Source organism: Pilosibacter rotomagensis, assembly GCF_045062245.2.
In the GTDB taxonomy this organism is placed as follows: domain Bacteria; phylum Bacillota; class Clostridia; order Lachnospirales; family Lachnospiraceae; genus Pilosibacter.
In genome coordinates, this window is sequence record NZ_CM170323.1 from 1,336,646 (window position 1) to 1,355,058 (window position 18,413).

The following is an 18,413-nucleotide window of genomic DNA, read 5'->3' on the forward strand; positions in this document are numbered from 1 at the left end:
TAGATAACGTTTTTTCGAAGAAAAAAGAGATGTCTGGATGGAGGAAAACTGTACTGTTTCGTTTTTTGAAAATCAGGCATCGCGTCCAGAGGCAGTCCTGTGCTGGATATTGACGAGATTAAATGGGAGGAAGGTTATGGCGGAACAGATGAAGAAGGAGAGGGCAAGGCGGCTGTTTTTGATCGCTTTCGTCCTGTTTACGTTTGCGAACGGATTTGGCGGCAGTATTATCTCGAACTATTTTAAGGGCGTGTATCAGGTGGACTCGGTGCAGAGAGGGCTTTTGGAGATCCCGAGGGAGCTGCCGGGAGTTGTGGGAGTGTTTGTGATCACGGCGCTGTCGGGATGTGGAAATCTGACGTTAGCGATGATCAGTTTCTGCCTGTACGCGGTGGGAATGTTTGTCCTTGGACTTTTATCTCCGGGATATCTCTTAATGCAGCTGTTTGTGTTTACCTATTCTCTCGGGGATCATATTGTCATGCCGGTCCGGGACGCGATCGCGATGGATCTCGCGGATGAGGGGAAGACGGGAACGTTTCTCGGAAAATACCGGGGATATGCGACGATGGGGTCCATGGCGGCATCGCTGCTTGTATTTATCGGGTTCCGGTACGGGGCGTTCTGGTTCCGGGCGGACAGATCGATCGTTCCGTCGTTCTGCGTGTCACTTGTAGTCGTTGCGGCGGCGTTATTCTTCCTGTGGAGACTGAGAAGAGAGGTTCCGGCCCTTGATGTGCGGAAGCATGATGAGAAGAAAAAAGGACTGCCGCTTAAGAAGAAATACATTCCTTATTATATCGTTACGGGTGTTTATGGTTTCCAGAAACGGATGCGTCTGGTGTTTGCACCGTGGATCATTATCGAGCTTCTTGCGATGGGGGCAGATACGGTGGCGCTTCTTGGAATCGCGGCGCATTTTGGCAGCAGTATGATTGCTCCGCAGATCGGAAAATTTCTTGACCGGTATGGTGTGAAAAAGGGACTTGTTCTGGAGAGTGTGACGATCGGGGCGATCTTTCTGTATGCGGCCTGGGCAGTCCATGGGATCACGTCAGGTGTGTTTACGGGGAGAGTGGAGCAGATCTTTGCGTTCACGGCATATATTTTTATTATGATCGCAGATCATTTTAACGCGGTCCATGTGATGTTGATGAAAAAACTCAGCGATTCTCCGGCGGACGTGATGGAGAACCTGTCGTTTGGGCTCAGTGTGGATCATGTGCTGGCAGTGACGGTCTCCGGGCTTTTAGGCGCTGTCTGGAAGTTTGTCGGTCCGGAGTGGGTGTTTGTATTGGGAGCAGCGGTCTGCCTGGTGCATTTCGGGGTGGCTGTGTGGCTTGGAAAGAGAGCGTGATAAAGAAGACACAAAATAGCTGGCGGATATGATAAATTTAAGGAGAAACAGAATATGATTTTTGTATCGCACTATGATTCACCGCTTGGAATCCTTTATCTGGCGGCGGATGAAGAAGCGTTAAAGGGAGTCTGGTTTGAGGGGCAGAAGTATTTTGCTTCCGGGTTAAAAGAGAACGGGACAGAGGAGAAGGAAACTCCTGTCTTGAAGAGGACGAGAGAGTGGCTGGATCTTTATTTCGCAGGAAAAGATCCGGAGTTTCTTCCGCCGCTGGCGCCGGACGGATCAGAATTCCGGAAAGAGGTCTGGAAGCTCCTGCTTACGATCCCATACGGGAAGACGATGACTTACGGAGAAATCGGCAGAAAAATTGCTGAGATGACAGGAAAAAAGCACATGTCCGCTCAGGCCGTCGGAGGCGCAGTCGGCCACAATCCGATCTCGATCCTGATTCCATGCCACCGGGTGGTCGGAACAAACGGGAGCCTTACCGGGTATGCGGGCGGAATTGAGAAGAAGATCGGGCTTTTGAAACTGGAACAGACAGACATGTCCGGGATGTTTGTGCCGAAGAGAGGGACGGCGCTGTAGTTGAGAAGTGCTGGATGTTCACGTGTATGGTTTCGTCTTCTGAGCTGTGAGCAAAATATACAGTTACTGTTTGCGCAAGGCGCGAACAGTAACATACGAAATGACGGGTGTAGTGTAGAAATGTGAAAATTTTGCATTACACTTGTTTTTTATGATATTATGGTAGCGGAAGAATTTAGATTGCGTTGAGGTGCGGCATGAAAATACAGAAAAAATGGCTCTATATACTGCTGGCTGCAGCAGGTGTGATTGGCGTGGTCACAATTCTCTTTTTTTCAGGCGAAAAATGGCTGCGTGATGGCTGGTATTATATCCCTGACAGGGCGATCGCCATTGCACTTGGGCTCTGCGTGTTCTGGCAGATCGTGCTGACAGCGGGGACATTTTTTTTGCTGGCGTGGAACAGAAAGAAATTCGACGGCTGGATGAGAAGAATTATCAGGATACCGGTGATCGTGGCGGCGGTTTTTCTGTTCCTGTTTTTTGCATGGAACTGGTTTCTTTACAGTCTTGGATTTGAGCAGAAAGTGGAACAGTATGATGAACACATTGCCCTGTATGTAACGAATACATTTGTGAGAACGAGATTTCGGTATCCGCATTATATGTATGAGGAAAACTGGCTGTTTATGAGGAGTCTGAGTGATGAAGAACAGCAGGAAGCTGTTTTAAAATACGGAGATCCGGATGATTATTACAGGGAATATCATTAACGGCAGATGCAGATATGCGCCGGAAGAAAAGCTGCAGTTGGAGAGTTATGTGATTCAGAAAGGAAAATAAACGATGCGATATTTGAAACCACATTTTTACGATAAATTTGTCTGTACGGCCGGAGACTGCCCGGATACCTGCTGTGCGGGATGGCAGATTATGATCGATGATGCTTCTCTGGAGAAGTATAAAAATGTGCAGGGGGAGTTTGGAAAACGCCTGCATAATTTGATCAACTGGAAAGAGGACTGCTTTTGCCAGAATGAACGGCGGTGCGCATTTTTGAATGATGAGAATCTGTGTGATCTCTATAAGGCACTGGGACCGGACGCGCTCTGCGATACCTGCCGCCTTTATCCGAGACACACGGAGGAATTTGAGGGACTCAGGGAATTATCCCTGTCCCTTTCCTGCCCGGAGGCGGCGAAGATCATTCTTTCCTGCAAGGAGCCGGTCCGGTTTCTTGAGGAGGAGACGGACGAGGAGGATGGTTTTGACGAGTTTGATTTTATGATGTTTTCGAGACTGGAAGACACCAGAGATGTTCTTTTCTCTGTTTTACAGGATCGAAATCTGCCGTTGACACTGCGTATGGCAGCGTGCGAGCAGCTGGCGGAGAGATACCAGATCTGTATGGAGGAAGGAAGAGAGTTTGAGATCGATGATCTGCTTCAGGAATGCGAACGCCATCACAGGGAGGGAACCTTGCGGGAGTTTATATCGGAAAGTCTCTCAGAAAAGGGCGTGGATGCGGCATCTTTTCATCAGTGGGAGTGGCAGAAGGAAGAACTTCAGGTGCTTTATGGTCTGGAACGTCTGCGTCCGGAGTGGGATCAGGTGCTTGATGGAGCGGAAAAGCGGCTGTATCAGGGAAGCAAAGAGGAATATTTTAAGATCTGCGAGGAATTTCACCGGATGTACGGGGCGCTGAGCAGCCATAAAGAAGAGTGGGAAAATCTGGGCGAACAGCTTTTGATGTTCTTTGTCTATACATATTTCTGCGGGGCAGTCTATGACAATATGGTCTGTTCCAAGATGGAGCTGGCGCTGTTCTCTGTCCGCTGGATCCAGGAATTTTTGATCGTCCGGTGGCTGAAAAACGGGAAGAAGCTGTCCATGCAGGATGTGGAGGAGATCTCCTGGCGGTACGCGAGGGAGATCGAGCACTCCGATGATAACCTGAATGTGCTGGAGGACTGGCTGTTTGGGATGTATGCGCCGGAAGGATGTATGTTGGAGGAGGAATAGAGATGATTTCATCCGGTCTTTTCGTGTGATCGGAGCCGGACATATCGCTGCATTTTGATCTGGTTCTGAATGATTTTGTTTTTGGGGGATTTCAATATTAAGGAAACGAGTTTGCTTTCTTTATACATTTTTTGCAAGAGGTACGCGCCAATGAGTCTCCGGGCGCAGACGCTTAGTGGGATTCCGGAAGGGTTCCTCTAAGCTTGCAGAAAAATGCTAAGGACGGAGAACAGGGAACACAACTCGCTGACACTCAGACAAGTGTTCCCTGTCTTCCAACGCATTTTCCTGCGAGCCAAGAGGAAGCCAGCTCCCGGGATCCAGGCGCGCCTGTGCCCGGTGACTCATCGGCGCTGGGAATTGACTGAGCTGAAAGCGAGGGGTTATTCTCTTAATTCAGGCAGTAAATTACTATAATACTTCATTTCCCCAGACAAGACTTTATCATAGAAGCTCTGCTTCCAGTCAATAAATGCGACAGCCTGCTGCAATTTTTCGATAGACTGAAGCAGAGCTTCTCTTTTATTTTGCAGAATAATTTTTCGCGTTGGAATAGACTTTTCTCCTTCAAGGCAAAGTGCGAGATACTCTTTCATTTCAGCAATGCTCATACCGCAATTTTTCAGGCAGTTTAAACTCTGGATCCATTTAATATCGTGATTATCAAACATCCGGTAATTTCTTTTATCCCTTTTTACATTGGGAACAAGTCCTTCGTTGCAATAAAAATTCAAATTTTCGTAGGTCATATCGGTTAATTTGCAGGCCTCTTTCATGGAATACATAACATTCTCCTAAAAACATAAAATTAAATTCAAAATGCTGAATTTAACAGCTTGGATCTCAAAAAGTCCTTGACCGGTAGCAGCTACCGGCTGGTAGGATTATAGCATGATGAAAAAAATGAATCAACAGGCAGGGGGAGAACAAATGGAATATATCAGGTTACGAAAGATGAGTGTGAACGATGCGTGCGGGATGCATTGGAAGTGGGATATCGCAGCATTGATACTGCCCAGAGTTATTTTAATGAAGAGGAAGTTGGGAAGGCTATTGAAAAGTCAGGAATTGACAGAAAAGAAATATTTTTAACCTCCAAGGTATGGATCGAACATTTCAGATATGAAGAGTGTAAAAAATCTGTGCTGGAATCTGTGGAAAAACTGCGTACAGATTATCTGGATCTGCTGCTGCTGCATCAGCCGTTTGGTGATACTTACGGCGCGTGGCGTGCTTTGGAAGAATTGTACAAAGAAGGAAAATTCCATGCAATCGGTATCTCCAACCATTATACAGACCGCATGGTAGAATTTGCAAACTTCACAAATATTAAGCCGATGGTAAATCAGATGGAAACGCATCCCCTTAACCAGCAGAAAACATTAAAAGAATGGGCAGACGAATATGATATCCGGCTGGAAGCGTGGGCACCATTTGGCGAAGGAAGAAACGGTCTTTTTGAGAATGAAGTCCTGAAAGCGATTGGACAGAAATATGGAAAAACAACAGCTCAGGTAATGCTCCGCTGGCATATCCAAAGAGGTGTGATCGTAATTCCGAAGTCTGTACATAAAGAACGTATGATTGAAAACTTTAATGTATTTGACTTTGCGCTTGATGAGAATGATATGAACCAGATTTCACAGATGGATACTGCCACAAGTGCTTTTTTCTCACATCAGGATCCGGCAATGGTGGAGTGGTTTGTAAAAATGGTTGAGGAGCGCAAATCGCAGCATGACAGCAGCAAAGAAAAAAAGAACTGGTAAAGCAGCTTATGAGGTGAGTACGCACTTTTTTACTGCTATTGTCACCGGAAACTGCCGGTGGCAAACTCAGTTGGAAGGAAAAGAAATTAGGTGGGGACAAAGAATGAAAGGCCGTGTTGCAAAATATTATCTGACAGACGGAAGAAGACATACAGATTCAGAAGGTTATAAGACAAGCGTGGCATTTGAAAAATACCTTGCAGACTGCGGTCTTCAGGTGGCGACTGACAGAGACTTTGGAATTACAGCTCTGCGGTGGGCAGGAATGAAGGCGGGAATTGGAATCATACGAAAAAACAATTTCTTTTATACCGAGAAAGGGTCTTATCAGTATCTGGAGGCTTTTTTAATTGATGAGCCGCTTCAGTACATTGTGGAGAATCAGATCAGACCATGCGCTGAGAAATGTAACCTGTGCATACGATCTTGTCCGACAGAATCATTGGAAGCGCCGTACATGATGTGCAGAAACACCTGCGTTTCCTGCCTGACAACATGGGATGGCTGGGATCTAAGGACGGAACCGCTGCAGAACAAATTCGAAAAATGGATCTACGGCTGCGATGCCTGCTAGGATGCATGGCCCCATAATAGAAAAGCATGGAAAGATACAGAAGAATTCCCAGAACTCGAAGCGTGGAGCAGCTATTTTACGGATACAGAGATCGTTCTGGCGGAATACAGCTGGCTGCGATCCGTCGTGCAGCCCAAACTCTGGTATATTCCGCAGGGGAAAGAGTGGCGGTATAAAACGAATGCGCTGAACGCGATGTTAAATAACTATGATCCGAAATACCTTCCGGTTATTAAAAAAGTATGTCAGGATGAATATCGTGAGGTTCGTGATATGGCGGAGTGGGTGCTTGAAGAGATTGAAAGGAAAGGTATCGGTGAATCGGAAAATGGGCAGTGATGTTGCATATAGAACATAAAATTACAGATAATTAACTAAAATATAAATAATATATTACAAATTATGAAGATATACGGAAGTATATTGAAAAAAACAGCAATTGAAATATAATTTAAATAAGAGAAAAGCGCAAAGTGGACTGCCCCCCGGAGAGGAGGCAGTATGAGCAAGAAGAAAATTAAAATAAGATATATCATTTTTGTTCTGATCATCATAGGCATAGTAGTTTTTGTTGGAAAAATAACTAAGCTTGATGATTTAAACGCAGAAAAAGTCACCGAGATCATACTCGTATCCCCACCTTATAAAAAGAGAATAACAGACCGGCAGGAGATCGAAGAATTTACGAGTCTGTTTAATGAAAGAAAAAAGAAACCTGTATTTTCAATCATCAACTCATCTGGCTGGAGCAAAAGAGCCATTATAACAACGGAAACATATCAATATGATATTATTTTTTGCGGGGAAAACATCACAGTGAACAGGCAGAAATATGTCATGGATGAATCGATCGATTCTGAACTGGAACAGTTTTATCGGTTCCTGAATGAGACAGAGGAAAAATATAATTAACAAAGCCCCGTTAAGATGAATGCCCCCGGATAAGGAGGTCACTATTATGGATAAATCAATAAAAACATGGAGAGTTTTTCTTTTTGGGATGTGCTGTATCTTGGTGAGCCTGTATATAAAAAAAATTTTACTCTCATTAGAAATAATAAAAGGTGATTTTTTATCCAATAGTATTGTTGGGGTTGCGGTGATCTGGTTCATAGCCGGTATTTTTCGCCTATACCATTTAAAGCGAACATATCCTGAACTTAAAACAGTCTTATCGAAAGATAAATGGTGCATAGCAGAATCTATTCTTATTTTCATTCTAGCAGTGGGATTAACATTAACTGGTGTAGGAGCGCACAATACCCAGATGTTATCTGAAATATTTCAAAGAGATGAAGATGAGAATATCACAGAATCTATAGTAAACACAGAGTATGGTTCTATAGAGGATTTTTCAGCAAACAACAGCATGGATATTTTTGTGCTTAATTTTAACAAGGAAAGCAATTTAGATAATGGATCGTTCAGCGCAGTAGATAAAACTGTTTCTGTGGCAAAGAGCTATACGGCAGTAACATATGAATGTGAGATAGATAGCGATAGATTTCAGGTAAAGTTGGCAACATATGATTCGGACAATGGCGAAGAACAACTGAACGCTGTAATAAAAAGCAATCCGGACATATTCACGAAAAAAGATATTAGAGGGAATTCCACATATTATTGCCCGGGATCAAAATATGACTGGTCGGACTGTTATGCAATGGTAGTAGATCATAAATTACTCGTGGTTAATATAGAAAAAGAATATGATCAATACATTGAATGGGTGTTAGGGCATATCACATTACAGTAATAAAGAAAGTAATTACTTTTTGTAATATTACAAGGAGCTAGTTTATGCAGATTATATTTCTGCCTGGTGATGAACCATTTTCGCAGTATCCTAATCATTATGTCGTTACTTCTAGTCTTGAAAACGTGATACTCACCATTTAAAGAATGGAGATGATCCTGATTAAAAAGATACGCATAATTGCATTAATATCTATTCTGTGCCTACTGATAGTTTATTTGCTTTGGAATAACATGAGTTTAAAAGGAAATTGGCTTGATGATTCTGATACCGTTTCCATTGAATGGTATGATTATAAAGGAATCTATCACAACCAGACTTTGACAGAAGAAAGAAGCGGACTTACTCAATTAATAAAGGATATAACCCCAAAGAAAATATACATAACTCCGCAATCACGTTCAGGAGAACAAAGTTATAATATTGACTATTCTGGCAAGCGAAGTGTTCGTTATACTGTAAAAAGTTCAGGTTTAATTATTATTTTGAATAATGAATTTCCATTTCAACATTCGGTCTGGAAAATAGGAGATTACGCGGTAATTATTCAATACATAAATAGTATGGTTGATAGATGAGCAAAGAAGAAAAAACGCATCACCATAAAAGCTGTTTGATCGTGATATGAATGGAGAACCTGTACACTGGTACACAAAATCAAAGGGAAATGGAGGGGACAAAATGAAAAAACATTGTATACTATGGACTGTAGTAATAACTCTTATTGTTTCCTGGTTTTTATTTTTTCCATGGAGTAAACAAGTATTTGAGGATGGCGGGACTATTGTCTATTCCAGTTTCACATACAAAATTTATATATGGAACTCAATAGGAGGAAAAAACACGACTGAGATATATTATTTCCCATTTAATTTTAAGTATAGAAGTGGGATATTAGATAAATGATCAAAAGTTAATGACAGCACTTTGATTATTGTTTATGAGTCTAACAACGCACATTTTAACTGTCGAAAGTCCAGAACACGGTTGATCATAGATGGATCTTGAACTGGAGCGGTTTTATCGATTATTGAATGAAACTTTGGTAAAGAGAGGATACATCGGCAAAATTTATGGAGGTGAGGGCTATGAGGAAAATAAAAGAGATCCTTTTTTCTGAGAATGGCATGAAGGTGGTTAATACTCTGTTCTTTTTGGCGATGTTTTTTTATATGAGCGGCCTGTTGTTTGTCGCTTATATTGTCTGGATCTGTTATCTTGTGTTTTGCATTAGAAATACGGAATCCAGGGGAAGCAAGGTAGTTTATTCGGTGTTTGTTGGACTTGCAGTGGTTATGATCGGAGTGAGTCTGTATGGTTTGATACGAGGATGATAGATCATCCGGATTTCCTTTTGAACTTCCTGCCCTTCATGATCTTGTTACAGACTTTTTCATAGGCTCACTTGTTCTGCGCACATATCATCTCCCATGCTTCCTCATCGATCTCCTCCTCATGGAACAGTTTTCTTCTGTCGGTCTCGATGATCTTGCGAATGACGCGACAGGGATTGCCGGCAGCGATCGACCAGTCAGGAATATCTTTTGTGATAACACTTCCGGAGCCGATCACAACGTTATTTCCGATGTGGACGCCTGGACACACGACGGTATTTCCGCCCAGCCAGACATTGTCCCCGATGGTAACTTCTTTCCCGTATTCGAACCCGGAATTGCGGGTATCCGGATGGATCGGATGTCCGGCTGTATAGATCGCAACATTCGGAGCCATCTGGCAGTTGTCACCGATTTTTACTTTTGCGACATCCAGGATCGTACAGTTGTAATTGGCATAAAAATTTTTCCCGACTTCAATATGGGAGCCGTAATCGCAGTAAAAAGGCGGATTGATCCAGGCATTTTCGGATTTCCCTAAAAGTTCTTTTACTGTCTCCGAAATCCCATCAAAATCGGAGCGGTCTGCAAAGTTAAGCTTTTGCAGGATCTTTCTGCATTTTGCCATTTCCTCCATGACACTCTGATCTGCGATGTACGCGATCTGCATGTCTCTTCTACGTTTCATGTCCATGTTTTGTTTTCCTTTCTACGCATATATAAATAAACGTTTTCATTGATTTTCATATCAGGATCTTCCATAATGATATAATAATCTCATAAGTATGACAATACCGGGTTATGGAAAGCTCGAAATAAAAGAATAAATAAAATGCGATATTTCGGAATCTATTTCCAGAGCCAAATTTGTTTTCGCACAAAGAAAGCACTATCGCTGCTGCAGTTTGAGGGGAGTGAAAAATAAAATGAAAACCTCTTGACAAGTAACCGATTGGTTACTATAATACAAAGTAACCGAACGGTTACAAAAAACAAGGAGTCAGGTCATGGCTGGAGAGACGAAAGAACGAATTTTGGAGGCTGCCCTTGAGCTGTTCGCGCAGAGCGGATATTCGGGGACTTCCATGAATGATATCGCAAAGCAGATGGGAATTACAAAGGGAGCTTTGTATAAGCACTACACGGGAAAACAGGAGATCCTGGACAGGATCGTGGAGCGGATGAATCAGATGGATTATGAGCGGGCGGAAGAGTACGAGATGCCGGAGACGGAGCCGGATGGTTTCGCGGAGGCGTATCTTCACACGCCGATCGGGATGATCCGTTCATATAGCATGGCGCAGTTTGCCCACTGGACGGAGGAACCGTTCGCGTCTAATTTCAGGAAGATGCTGACGCTGGAACAGTATCGCGATCCGAAACTTGAAAAGCTGTATCATGATTATCTGGCGACCGGGCCAGCGGAGTATATGGCGGCGGTGTTTCGGAAGATGACGGACAGCGATGCGTCTGCCATGCAGCTTGCCCTGGAGTTTTATGGTCCGATGTTTCTGCTCTACAGCGTTTATGACGGCGCAGAGGAAAAAAGTGCAGTTTCCGGATTGCTGAGCGAACATATCGACCGTTTTATCAGGCGGATGGAAGCAGAGAGGATGGATGTAAAATGACAGAATATACAGGGCGGGAAAGATTCTGGATCCGATGTCCGGTGTGTGGGGCAAAAACACGTCTGCAGCTGCTTTGGGAGACGGAACTCAGGGCGTTTCCGTTGTTCTGCCCGAAATGTAAAAGCGAAACATTGATCGATGCAAAAAATTATATGATCCAGGTTCAGGTTGAGCGAAAGTGAGACCTGATGTGTGATCCAGTTCAGTATAAGCTGACAAAATATTATGCCCCACCACATGGAAGAAGTGGTAGCCCAATTGGAACAAGAGAAAGAGCCAGACGCTAAGACGCAGTGCTGATCGAGAAATCGATCCCGCATTGTGTCTTTTTTTACGCGAACAACGAGACAAAGTCCGCGCTTGCGCGAGACCTTGGCGGTTGTCGCGATAAGAAGGGGAAACTCGCGAAGCATGTTTTTATTTGTTGGAGGAGAATCATATGGAGGCGATCATTTATACTACGAATACCGGCAGTGCAGAGCAATATGCCAAGATCCTGGCGCAGGAAACAGGACTTCCTGCATATTCAATGAAAGAGGCACAAAAAAAGATCCGACCAGGTGTAGACGTGATCTGCCTGGGCTGGATCATGGCAGGTACCATAAAAGGATATTCAGCGGCTGTCAGGCATTATCAGGTGCAGGCTGTCTGTGCCGTCGGAATGGGACGTACGGGAACGCAGACGGACGCTGTCCGGAAAAAGAACTGCATTCCAGGGGAGTGCCCGCTTTTTACCATACAGGGAAATTTTGATGTGAATAAGCTTCATGGGATGTACCGCATGATGATGGAGCTCATGATACGGACTGCGGGGAAAGCACTTGCGGGTAAGAAGGACCGCACAGCGGAGGAAGACGATATGTTGGATATGATGCTCCGCGGTGGTGAACGTGTACGGCGGGAAAATCTGATGGAAGTGTTGGAATGGTATCACTTACAAGAACACATTTGATCTTTGAGCGAAGCGGAGAGAGGTGATATTCCGCAGGCTGCAAGTGGATTGCCATAATTGACAATAATGATAATTATTACTGATTTTAGCTTGATAATGTCGCGGCAATATGGTATAATCACACCAGTTCAGAAAATAATATTGAAGAAAGGAAGTTATCAATATGCAGTATGCAATTGCGCATTTAGATCAGGACGGAAAGGCCGATTGTGACCAGAATCCGTATATCTCCGTAGATTTTGAGAATAATCTGGAGTCATGTCTTGAGGCAGCGAATATGATGGAAGACGAAGGATATCAGGAAGTGACACCGTTTATCCTGGAAGATGAAGGAAAGAGCGGCACATATACCTGGGAGTATGTGAGAATTCACACGATCTAAGAGATGGTAAGACAAAGGAAGATCCGACAGCGAATCATAACAATGATCCCCGCTGGCGGATCTTTTTGCGTTTTCCGTGCTTAAGCTATTGTGACCAGAGAACTTTATGGGCAGAGAAGAAAAAACATAGAAATGCTTGACGAACATATGTTCTGATTATATAATAGGAGTATCGATCAGGAGAGAAATAAGAGAAATAAGTCGGAATAAAAATTTCGGAATACAGGAATAACAGAAAACAGGAATGGAAAAAAGAGAGGGCGGAGAAAATATATGGGTACGATCAACCGTGATGACATGCTGGAACTTACGAGGAGAATGACGTTAAAAAGAAACTGCTTTGACCGGATCGCCGGTGCGTATCTGGATAAAGATGGATTTGTGGACGGGACCTTTAATAAAAATTTCCGTCAGCTTTCCCTGCCGGATCAGCAAAAGAACCTTGATATCGCGAAGATGATCCCGTTTTCTGAAACGAATGTTGCGTTAAAGGAGTATGTTTTTGACCCGGAGGAGAAGAAGCAGGGGAGTGTATGGCAGCTGCTCTGTGCGCTTCGGGAGTGTGAGTTAAAGAATGATGCACTGCTGGATATTTTTTATGAGATGTTTGGGGAAAAGTATCAGGCGTCCGGGGATTATGCGGTATATTTCTTTCATGGGAACTATGATGTGCCGAGAAAGGCAAAGGATAAGGAGAGTCTATGGGAATCGGAGGAAGTTTACCGTTTCCTGATCTGTGCGGTATGTCCGGTGAGAGGGGATTATGAGCCTGGAATGCCGGTCTGCGGATTTATGTTTCCTGCGTTTAAAGACCGTGGACCTGATAATGGGCGGATCCAGGTATTTGAGGCGGATCCGGCGCGGCCGCACAGGGATTTTTTGCGGGTCCTTCTTCCTGTGAGTGCAAAATAAAAGAAGACGGAGAGGAATACTTCTACGAAGAGTTTGGTGGCTTAAAATAACAGGAATGCGCAGAAACTCTGAATAAGATTGTAGAAAAAACAATGGGAGGGGAGAATAGCAATGGCAGATACGACAGGCAGAGAAAACAGGATCTACGCTGCAATCGATCTGAAATCATTCTACGCCTCCGTCGAGGTTGTAGACAGAAATCTGGACCCAATGACGACAAATCTTGTCGTTGCAGATCGGAGTCGGACTTCGAAAACAATCTGTCTTGCGGTGTCGCCTTCCCTGAAAGCGTATGGGATTCCCGGGCGTGCCCGCCTTTTTGAGGTGGAGCAGAGAGTGTCGGAGGTGAACCGGGAGAGAAAGAAATACGCTCCCGGAGGAAAATTTACGGGAAGTTCCTGCGAGGCGAATGAACTGGCAGCAAGACCGGATCTCGCCCTGGATTTTATCGCCGCGCCGCCGCGGATGGCGCACTACATGAAAATCAGTTCGATGATCTACCAGATCTATTTAAAATATATAGCTCCGGAAGATATTCATTCGTACTCGATCGATGAGGTGTTTATCGACCTGACTTCGTATCTGGAAACGTATCATGCGACGGCCCACGAATTGACAGTCCAAATGATCCGTGAAATTCAGAAACAGACAAAGATCATGGCGACAGCCGGGATCGGAACAAATCTTTACCTCTGCAAGATCGCTATGGATATCATGGCGAAGCATATCGAGCCGGATGCGGACGGAGTCCGGATCGCAGAACTGGACGAGATGAGCTACAGAAGAAATCTGTGGGATCACCGCCCGCTGACGGATTTCTGGCGCGTGGGACGTGGATATGCGAAAAAGCTGGAAGAGCGGGGAATTTATACGATGGGGGATATCGCAAGGTGTTCACTCGGAAGTGACGGGGATTATTATAATGAAGATCTTCTGTACCGGCTGTTCGGAGTCAATGCGGAACTTCTGATCGATCACGCCTGGGGATATGAACCGTGTACGATCGCGGACGTTAAGGCATATAAACCGGAAAATCACAGTGTCGGATCGGGACAGGTTCTCGCCTGCCCTTATACCGTTGAAAAAGCGAAACTTGTTGTCCGGGAGATGGCAGACCTTCTGGCGCTGGATCTTGTGGATAAGAAACTGACGACGGATCAGGTGGTCCTGACGGTGGGGTACGATATCGAGAACCTGACAGATCCGAAACGAAAGGGAAATTATGGCGGTGAGATTGTTACCGACCGTTACGGGAGAAGAATCCCGAAACATGCCCATGGTTCTAAAAATCTTGGCAGACATACTTCTTCCACAAAGCGGATCACGGACGCAGTGATGTCTCTTTACGATGAGATTATGAATCCGAAACTTCTGGTGCGGCGGATCGCGCTCTCTGCAAACCATGTTGCCTGTGAGGGAGTGGAGCAAAAGAAGGAAACATACGAACAGTTGGATCTCTTTACTGATTATGGAGCGCAGCTGGAACAGAAAAAGAAGGAAGCGGAAGATCTGGCACGGGAAAAACGGATGCAGCAGGCGGTTCTGGAGATCAAGAAAAAGTTCGGAAAAAACGCGATCCTAAAGGGAATGAACCTGGAAGAGGGAGCGACAGCGGTAACCAGAAACAGCCAGATCGGAGGTCACAAGGCATGAGTGCGTGGGAGACATACAGAGATATCATTGATCTTCCATATCCGACAAGGTCAAGGCATCCCCGGATGCCGATCGGGGACCGGGCAGCCCAGTTTGCTCCATTTGCGGCACTCACCGGTTTCGGGGCGGTCCTGAGGGAGACGGAACGGATCACGGAAAAGCGGATCGAGCTGGATGAATATGAAAAAGAGAAGCTGGATGAGAAAATACGGCTGATATTGGAAGAGAAGGAGATTCACCCTGAAATTACGGTGACCTTCTTCGTCCCCGATGAAAAAAAGGATGGCGGTGCATATGTGACAGCCTCGGGGCATATAAAAAGAGTGGACGAGGCGGAGCAGCTGCTGATCCTGGAAGAGGGAGACAAGATCCCGATGGAAGATATTTATGAAATCTCGCGAGTGTAAAAAAGAGGTTTTGCAGGTCTGTATCATCGGAATACTGAGAAGGAGAAAATGCCTGTGAGCCCCGAATCTGAACAAATGATCGGTCTGCTGAGTTATGCAAGGCATATGAGAGAGTACAGTTAGGAAAATACGATCAGTCAAGTTGCTGTGGAATGAAAAAAACTGACAAGCAATTATAAGACTGAAAAAAGAACAGACTGCTTTATATAGAAAGTAAAGCTAAAACACATAAAAATATCAGAATATAAACCGGGAATCACTTGCGTTAATTATTTAACAATGATATAATACTCTCAAAGGGAAAAGGAAACCAGGCAGGATATTCGCCAGATCTTTTTCGCTCAATATGCGATATAAACACTGCATCAATGTCTGAAAGGACAGCTTTGTGAAAGGAGAACGGAACATATGGCAAGATTTACATTACCGAGAGATATTTATCACGGAAAAGGATGTCTGGAAGAGTTAAAGAATCTGAAGGGCAAAAAAGCATTCCTTGTTGTCGGCGGTGGTTCCATGAAGCGCCAGGGATTTCTTGACAAGGCGGTTAATTATTTAAAAGAAGGCGGAATGGAAGTCGAGGTTTTTGAGGGGGTTGAGCCGGATCCGTCCGTAGAGACAGTTATGAGAGGCGCGGAAGCAATGCGCAAGTTCGAACCGGACTGGATCGTATCGATGGGCGGTGGTTCCCCGATCGACGCGGCGAAGGCGATGTGGGCCTTCTACGAGTATCCGGAAACAACATTCGAAGATCTGATCACTCCGTTCAGCTTCCCGGAACTGAGACAGAAAGCGAAATTCGCTGCGATCCCGTCTACTTCCGGTACAGCCACAGAGGTGACTGCGTTCTCCGTTATCACGAATTATCAGACAGGCGTGAAATATCCGCTTGCCGACTTTAATATTACTCCGGATGTTGCGATCGTGGACCCGGATCTCGTTATGGGACTTCCGGTCAAACAGGTTGCATATACCGGTATGGATGCCCTGACACATGCGATCGAGGCCTATGTCTCCACATTGAACGGACCGTTTACAGATCCGCTGGCACTCCAGGCGATCGAGATGGTTCTTGAATATCTGCCGGCATCCTACAACGGAAATAAGCATGCGAGAGAAGAGATGCACTACGCACAGTGTCTCGCGGGAATGGCATTCTCCAACGCACTTTTAGGAATCGTTCATTCCATGGCTCACAAGACAGGTGCTGCTTTCTCCACCGGACATATCCCGCACGGATGTGCAAATGCGATCTATCTTCCGTATGTGATTCAGTATAATGCGAAAGATACGGTTGCGGCTGATCGTTACGCGGAGATCGCGAGAAGAATGGGATTGGAAGGAAGATCCAGACAGGCACTGATCAACAGTCTCTGTGCTAAGATCAACGAATTCAACGAGAAGTTGAATATTCCGAAGACATTAAAAGAATTCGGCATCAATGAGGATGAGTTCAAGGAGAAGGTAGATCATATCGCAGAACTTGCCGTCGGTGATGCATGTACCGGCTCCAACCCGAGACCGATCGATCCGGCGGCGATGGCGAAACTGCTTACCTGCACTTATTATGGAACAGAAGTTGACTTCTGATCCATGGAAGTATGACTGGAATCACTGCGCATATCCGAACGCTGTTTATCCCGGGCGGGAGATTTTCGCAGAGATGAAATAACGGTCGCTCCCTATCTGAAGAAGATGGGAATGATCGGATCGAGAAAAGATGTGTAAAAAGTGATCCTGACACTTGCGGACACACGTTGATATGCTCCCTGCCAGACAGACAAGAGAAATGATAACACCTGTTTGTCCGGCAGGGAATTTTTTTACGCGAACAACGAGCCAAAGTCCGCGCTTGCGCGAGACCTTGGCGACTGTCGCGATAACAAGGGGAAACTCGCGAAGCGTGTTTTCACTTGTTACCTGGAAACCGTTGTTGTACATGGCAGAAAGTTTCTGAACTGAAAATTCCGTATGATACCGTTGCGTCTGCAGATTTTGCCAATTCAGAATACGAAGCGTCGGCAAAATACTGTCATCCTATTGACTTTCTATAAAAGCCACTCTATAATATATGGTATTGAATACTACATCACGGGGAATGAATAAAAATATATCAGAGCCGTGATAGGAAATAGAGCTGGAGGAAGCAGTATGAATTATAGAATTATTGGGGACAGCTGTATGGATCTTACAGAAGAGCAGAGAAAAGATCCGCATTTTACATTGATCCCGTTTACGCTGATGGTGGAAGATCACCAGTTTATCGATGATGAGAATTTTGACCAGAAGCGTTTTCTTCAGATCGTAAAGGAGAGCCCGGAATGCCCGAAGACCGCTTGCCCGTCTCCGGAGACATTTAAGGATGCTCTTTGCTGTGAGGAGGAGAATGTCTTTATTATCGCGATCTCTTCCCACTTAAGCGGATGCTACAACAGTGCGGTTCTTGCGAAGAATCTCTATGAGGAAGAGTTCGGAACTGGAAAGAAGAATATCGTGGTGATCGATTCTGAGTCGGCTTCCACGGGAGAGGTAAATCTTGCGCTTTATATCCAGGAACTGTGTGAGCAGGAGCTCCCGTTTGATGAAATCGTGAAGAAAGCACTGGAATACCGCGACAGACAGAAGACATATTTCGTTCTTGAGACACTCGATACGCTGAGAAAGAACGGACGTCTCACAGGACTTCAGGCATTCTTCGCAACAAAGTTAAATATCAAGCCGGTCATGGGCGCAGATCACGGTGTGATCATCAAGCTCGATCAGGCCCGCGGTATTCAGAAAGCGCTTCAGAGAATGGTGGAGATCGTCGTAAAAGAGGCAGGAACAACGGAAGATAAACGCCTTACGATCGCACACTGCAATGCACCGGAGCGCGCGCAGTATGTGAAAGAAAAGTTTGAGCAGACTGCAAAATTCAAGGAGATCATCGTGACGGAGATGGCCGGTCTTGCGACGGTCTACGCGGGAGACGGCGGAATTATCGCGGCGGTATAAAATTAACAATAAAACCAAAGGACGTGTCTATGACAGACGGGAATCACATGCTTTGTAATGAAATGACTGACTGTGGATCAGAACAATGAAGGAAAGCAGCAACCGTTTTGAAAAAAATTAAAAGTCTGGTTTTCAGTGGGAA

At 45.0% G+C, this 18,413-nt stretch carries 21 protein-coding genes; 19 read left to right on the forward strand and 2 right to left on the reverse strand.

All coding sequences use genetic code 11. From position 1 onward, the window contains the following. Positions 1-136: 136 nt before the first annotated feature. From ACI3EW_RS05955 to fliB, 4 genes are all read left to right on the forward strand, one after another. Entirely contained in the window at positions 137-1,357 is a 1,221-nt protein-coding gene (locus tag ACI3EW_RS05955; RefSeq protein WP_118728562.1) for an MFS transporter, read from the forward strand. A 54-nt stretch (positions 1,358-1,411) separates the two neighbouring features. Then, on the forward strand, positions 1,412-1,948 hold the full coding sequence (locus tag ACI3EW_RS05960; RefSeq protein ID WP_117485375.1) for a methylated-DNA--[protein]-cysteine S-methyltransferase: 537 nt from the start codon (positions 1,412-1,414) through the stop codon (positions 1,946-1,948). A gap of 197 nt (positions 1,949-2,145) precedes the next feature. Next, complete coding sequence (locus tag ACI3EW_RS05965) at positions 2,146-2,661, forward strand: hypothetical protein (RefSeq protein ID WP_117552521.1); 516 nt, start codon at positions 2,146-2,148, stop codon at positions 2,659-2,661. A 73-nt stretch (positions 2,662-2,734) separates the two neighbouring features. Continuing rightward, on the forward strand, positions 2,735-3,910 hold the full coding sequence (gene fliB / locus ACI3EW_RS05970; RefSeq protein ID WP_405579764.1) for a flagellin lysine-N-methylase: 1,176 nt from the start codon (positions 2,735-2,737) through the stop codon (positions 3,908-3,910). 383 nt (positions 3,911-4,293) lie between these two features. Here the strand turns inward: fliB and ACI3EW_RS05975 are convergent, their stop codons facing one another. Next, entirely contained in the window at positions 4,294-4,695 is a 402-nt protein-coding gene (locus ACI3EW_RS05975; protein ID WP_405579767.1) for a MerR family transcriptional regulator, read from the reverse strand. A gap of 204 nt (positions 4,696-4,899) precedes the next feature. Here ACI3EW_RS05975 and ACI3EW_RS05980 point away from each other — a divergent pair, with 204 nt between their 5' ends. From ACI3EW_RS05980 to ACI3EW_RS06005, 6 genes are all read left to right on the forward strand, one after another. Next, entirely contained in the window at positions 4,900-5,679 is a 780-nt protein-coding gene (locus ACI3EW_RS05980) for an aldo/keto reductase (protein ID WP_405579770.1), read from the forward strand. Between the two features lie 103 nt (positions 5,680-5,782). Beyond that, entirely contained in the window at positions 5,783-6,253 is a 471-nt protein-coding gene (locus ACI3EW_RS05985) for a hypothetical protein (protein ID WP_215704839.1), read from the forward strand. 126 nt (positions 6,254-6,379) lie between these two features. Further along, entirely contained in the window at positions 6,380-6,592 is a 213-nt protein-coding gene (locus ACI3EW_RS05990) for a hypothetical protein (RefSeq protein ID WP_147352704.1), read from the forward strand. A gap of 162 nt (positions 6,593-6,754) precedes the next feature. Beyond that, positions 6,755-7,165, forward strand: coding sequence for a hypothetical protein (locus tag ACI3EW_RS05995; protein ID WP_405579774.1), 411 nt, complete (start codon positions 6,755-6,757; stop codon positions 7,163-7,165). Positions 7,166-7,211: 46 nt separating this feature from the next. Beyond that, a complete protein-coding gene (locus ACI3EW_RS06000) occupies positions 7,212-8,009 on the forward strand; it encodes a hypothetical protein (protein WP_118529575.1) in 798 nt (265 codons plus the stop codon). A 233-nt stretch (positions 8,010-8,242) separates the two neighbouring features. Then, positions 8,243-8,587, forward strand: a complete 345-nt coding sequence (locus ACI3EW_RS06005) for a hypothetical protein (RefSeq protein WP_147352705.1) — start codon at positions 8,243-8,245, stop codon at positions 8,585-8,587. A gap of 823 nt (positions 8,588-9,410) precedes the next feature. Here ACI3EW_RS06005 and ACI3EW_RS06010 read toward each other — a convergent pair. After that, positions 9,411-10,037: a sugar O-acetyltransferase gene (locus tag ACI3EW_RS06010; protein ID WP_405579778.1), complete on the reverse strand. Its 627-nt coding sequence runs from the start codon at positions 10,035-10,037 to the stop codon at positions 9,411-9,413. 313 nt (positions 10,038-10,350) lie between these two features. Here ACI3EW_RS06010 and ACI3EW_RS06015 point away from each other — a divergent pair, with 313 nt between their 5' ends. The 9 genes from ACI3EW_RS06015 to ACI3EW_RS06055 all read left to right on the forward strand — a co-directional run bounded on the left by ACI3EW_RS06015 (position 10,351) and on the right by ACI3EW_RS06055 (position 18,271). Next, on the forward strand, positions 10,351-10,971 hold the full coding sequence (locus ACI3EW_RS06015) for a TetR/AcrR family transcriptional regulator (RefSeq protein ID WP_118529579.1): 621 nt from the start codon (positions 10,351-10,353) through the stop codon (positions 10,969-10,971). Next, positions 10,968-11,153 carry a cysteine-rich KTR domain-containing protein gene (locus ACI3EW_RS06020; RefSeq protein WP_118297797.1) on the forward strand — a complete coding sequence of 62 codons (186 nt, stop codon included), beginning with the start codon at positions 10,968-10,970 and terminating at the stop codon, positions 11,151-11,153. Before ACI3EW_RS06015 ends, ACI3EW_RS06020 begins: the two co-directional genes overlap by 4 nt. Positions 11,154-11,410: 257 nt before the next feature. Continuing rightward, entirely contained in the window at positions 11,411-11,923 is a 513-nt protein-coding gene (locus tag ACI3EW_RS06025) for a hypothetical protein (RefSeq protein ID WP_405579782.1), read from the forward strand. A gap of 163 nt (positions 11,924-12,086) precedes the next feature. After that, the gene (locus tag ACI3EW_RS06030; RefSeq protein ID WP_118297799.1) at positions 12,087-12,305 is read left to right on the forward strand and encodes a hypothetical protein; all 219 of its coding nucleotides are present in this window, start codon (positions 12,087-12,089) and stop codon (positions 12,303-12,305) included. Between the two features lie 273 nt (positions 12,306-12,578). Then, a complete protein-coding gene (locus ACI3EW_RS06035) occupies positions 12,579-13,217 on the forward strand; it encodes a DUF4317 family protein (RefSeq protein ID WP_118529581.1) in 639 nt (212 codons plus the stop codon). Positions 13,218-13,328: 111 nt separating this feature from the next. Continuing rightward, complete coding sequence (locus tag ACI3EW_RS06040; RefSeq protein WP_405579786.1) at positions 13,329-14,870, forward strand: Y-family DNA polymerase; 1,542 nt, start codon at positions 13,329-13,331, stop codon at positions 14,868-14,870. Beyond that, the gene (locus ACI3EW_RS06045) at positions 14,867-15,277 is read left to right on the forward strand and encodes a YolD-like family protein (RefSeq protein WP_118529583.1); all 411 of its coding nucleotides are present in this window, start codon (positions 14,867-14,869) and stop codon (positions 15,275-15,277) included. Before ACI3EW_RS06040 ends, ACI3EW_RS06045 begins: the two co-directional genes overlap by 4 nt. 408 nt (positions 15,278-15,685) lie before the next feature. Continuing rightward, the gene (locus tag ACI3EW_RS06050) at positions 15,686-16,867 is read left to right on the forward strand and encodes an iron-containing alcohol dehydrogenase (protein WP_118605807.1); all 1,182 of its coding nucleotides are present in this window, start codon (positions 15,686-15,688) and stop codon (positions 16,865-16,867) included. A 561-nt stretch (positions 16,868-17,428) separates the two neighbouring features. After that, the gene (locus ACI3EW_RS06055; protein ID WP_405579790.1) at positions 17,429-18,271 is read left to right on the forward strand and encodes a DegV family protein; all 843 of its coding nucleotides are present in this window, start codon (positions 17,429-17,431) and stop codon (positions 18,269-18,271) included. The last annotated feature ends 142 nt before the right edge of the window (positions 18,272-18,413 follow it).

Coding starts and splice junctions, on each gene's coding strand:
- ACI3EW_RS05955 (WP_118728562.1), top strand. CDS start 137: ATGGCGGAACAGATGAAGAAGGAGAGGGCAAGGCGGCTGTTTTTGATC.
- ACI3EW_RS05960 (WP_117485375.1), top strand. CDS start 1,412: ATGATTTTTGTATCGCACTATGATTCACCGCTTGGAATCCTTTATCTG.
- ACI3EW_RS05965 (WP_117552521.1), top strand. CDS start 2,146: ATGAAAATACAGAAAAAATGGCTCTATATACTGCTGGCTGCAGCAGGT.
- fliB (WP_405579764.1), top strand. CDS start 2,735: ATGCGATATTTGAAACCACATTTTTACGATAAATTTGTCTGTACGGCC.
- ACI3EW_RS05975 (WP_405579767.1), bottom strand. CDS start 4,695: ATGTATTCCATGAAAGAGGCCTGCAAATTAACCGATATGACCTACGAA.
- ACI3EW_RS05985 (WP_215704839.1), top strand. CDS start 5,783: ATGAAAGGCCGTGTTGCAAAATATTATCTGACAGACGGAAGAAGACAT.
- ACI3EW_RS05995 (WP_405579774.1), top strand. CDS start 6,755: ATGAGCAAGAAGAAAATTAAAATAAGATATATCATTTTTGTTCTGATC.
- ACI3EW_RS06000 (WP_118529575.1), top strand. CDS start 7,212: ATGGATAAATCAATAAAAACATGGAGAGTTTTTCTTTTTGGGATGTGC.
- ACI3EW_RS06005 (WP_147352705.1), top strand. CDS start 8,243: ATGAGTTTAAAAGGAAATTGGCTTGATGATTCTGATACCGTTTCCATT.
- ACI3EW_RS06010 (WP_405579778.1), bottom strand. CDS start 10,037: ATGGACATGAAACGTAGAAGAGACATGCAGATCGCGTACATCGCAGAT.
- ACI3EW_RS06015 (WP_118529579.1), top strand. CDS start 10,351: ATGGCTGGAGAGACGAAAGAACGAATTTTGGAGGCTGCCCTTGAGCTG.
- ACI3EW_RS06020 (WP_118297797.1), top strand. CDS start 10,968: ATGACAGAATATACAGGGCGGGAAAGATTCTGGATCCGATGTCCGGTG.
- ACI3EW_RS06025 (WP_405579782.1), top strand. CDS start 11,411: ATGGAGGCGATCATTTATACTACGAATACCGGCAGTGCAGAGCAATAT.
- ACI3EW_RS06030 (WP_118297799.1), top strand. CDS start 12,087: ATGCAGTATGCAATTGCGCATTTAGATCAGGACGGAAAGGCCGATTGT.
- ACI3EW_RS06035 (WP_118529581.1), top strand. CDS start 12,579: ATGGGTACGATCAACCGTGATGACATGCTGGAACTTACGAGGAGAATG.
- ACI3EW_RS06040 (WP_405579786.1), top strand. CDS start 13,329: ATGGCAGATACGACAGGCAGAGAAAACAGGATCTACGCTGCAATCGAT.
- ACI3EW_RS06045 (WP_118529583.1), top strand. CDS start 14,867: ATGAGTGCGTGGGAGACATACAGAGATATCATTGATCTTCCATATCCG.
- ACI3EW_RS06050 (WP_118605807.1), top strand. CDS start 15,686: ATGGCAAGATTTACATTACCGAGAGATATTTATCACGGAAAAGGATGT.
- ACI3EW_RS06055 (WP_405579790.1), top strand. CDS start 17,429: ATGAATTATAGAATTATTGGGGACAGCTGTATGGATCTTACAGAAGAG.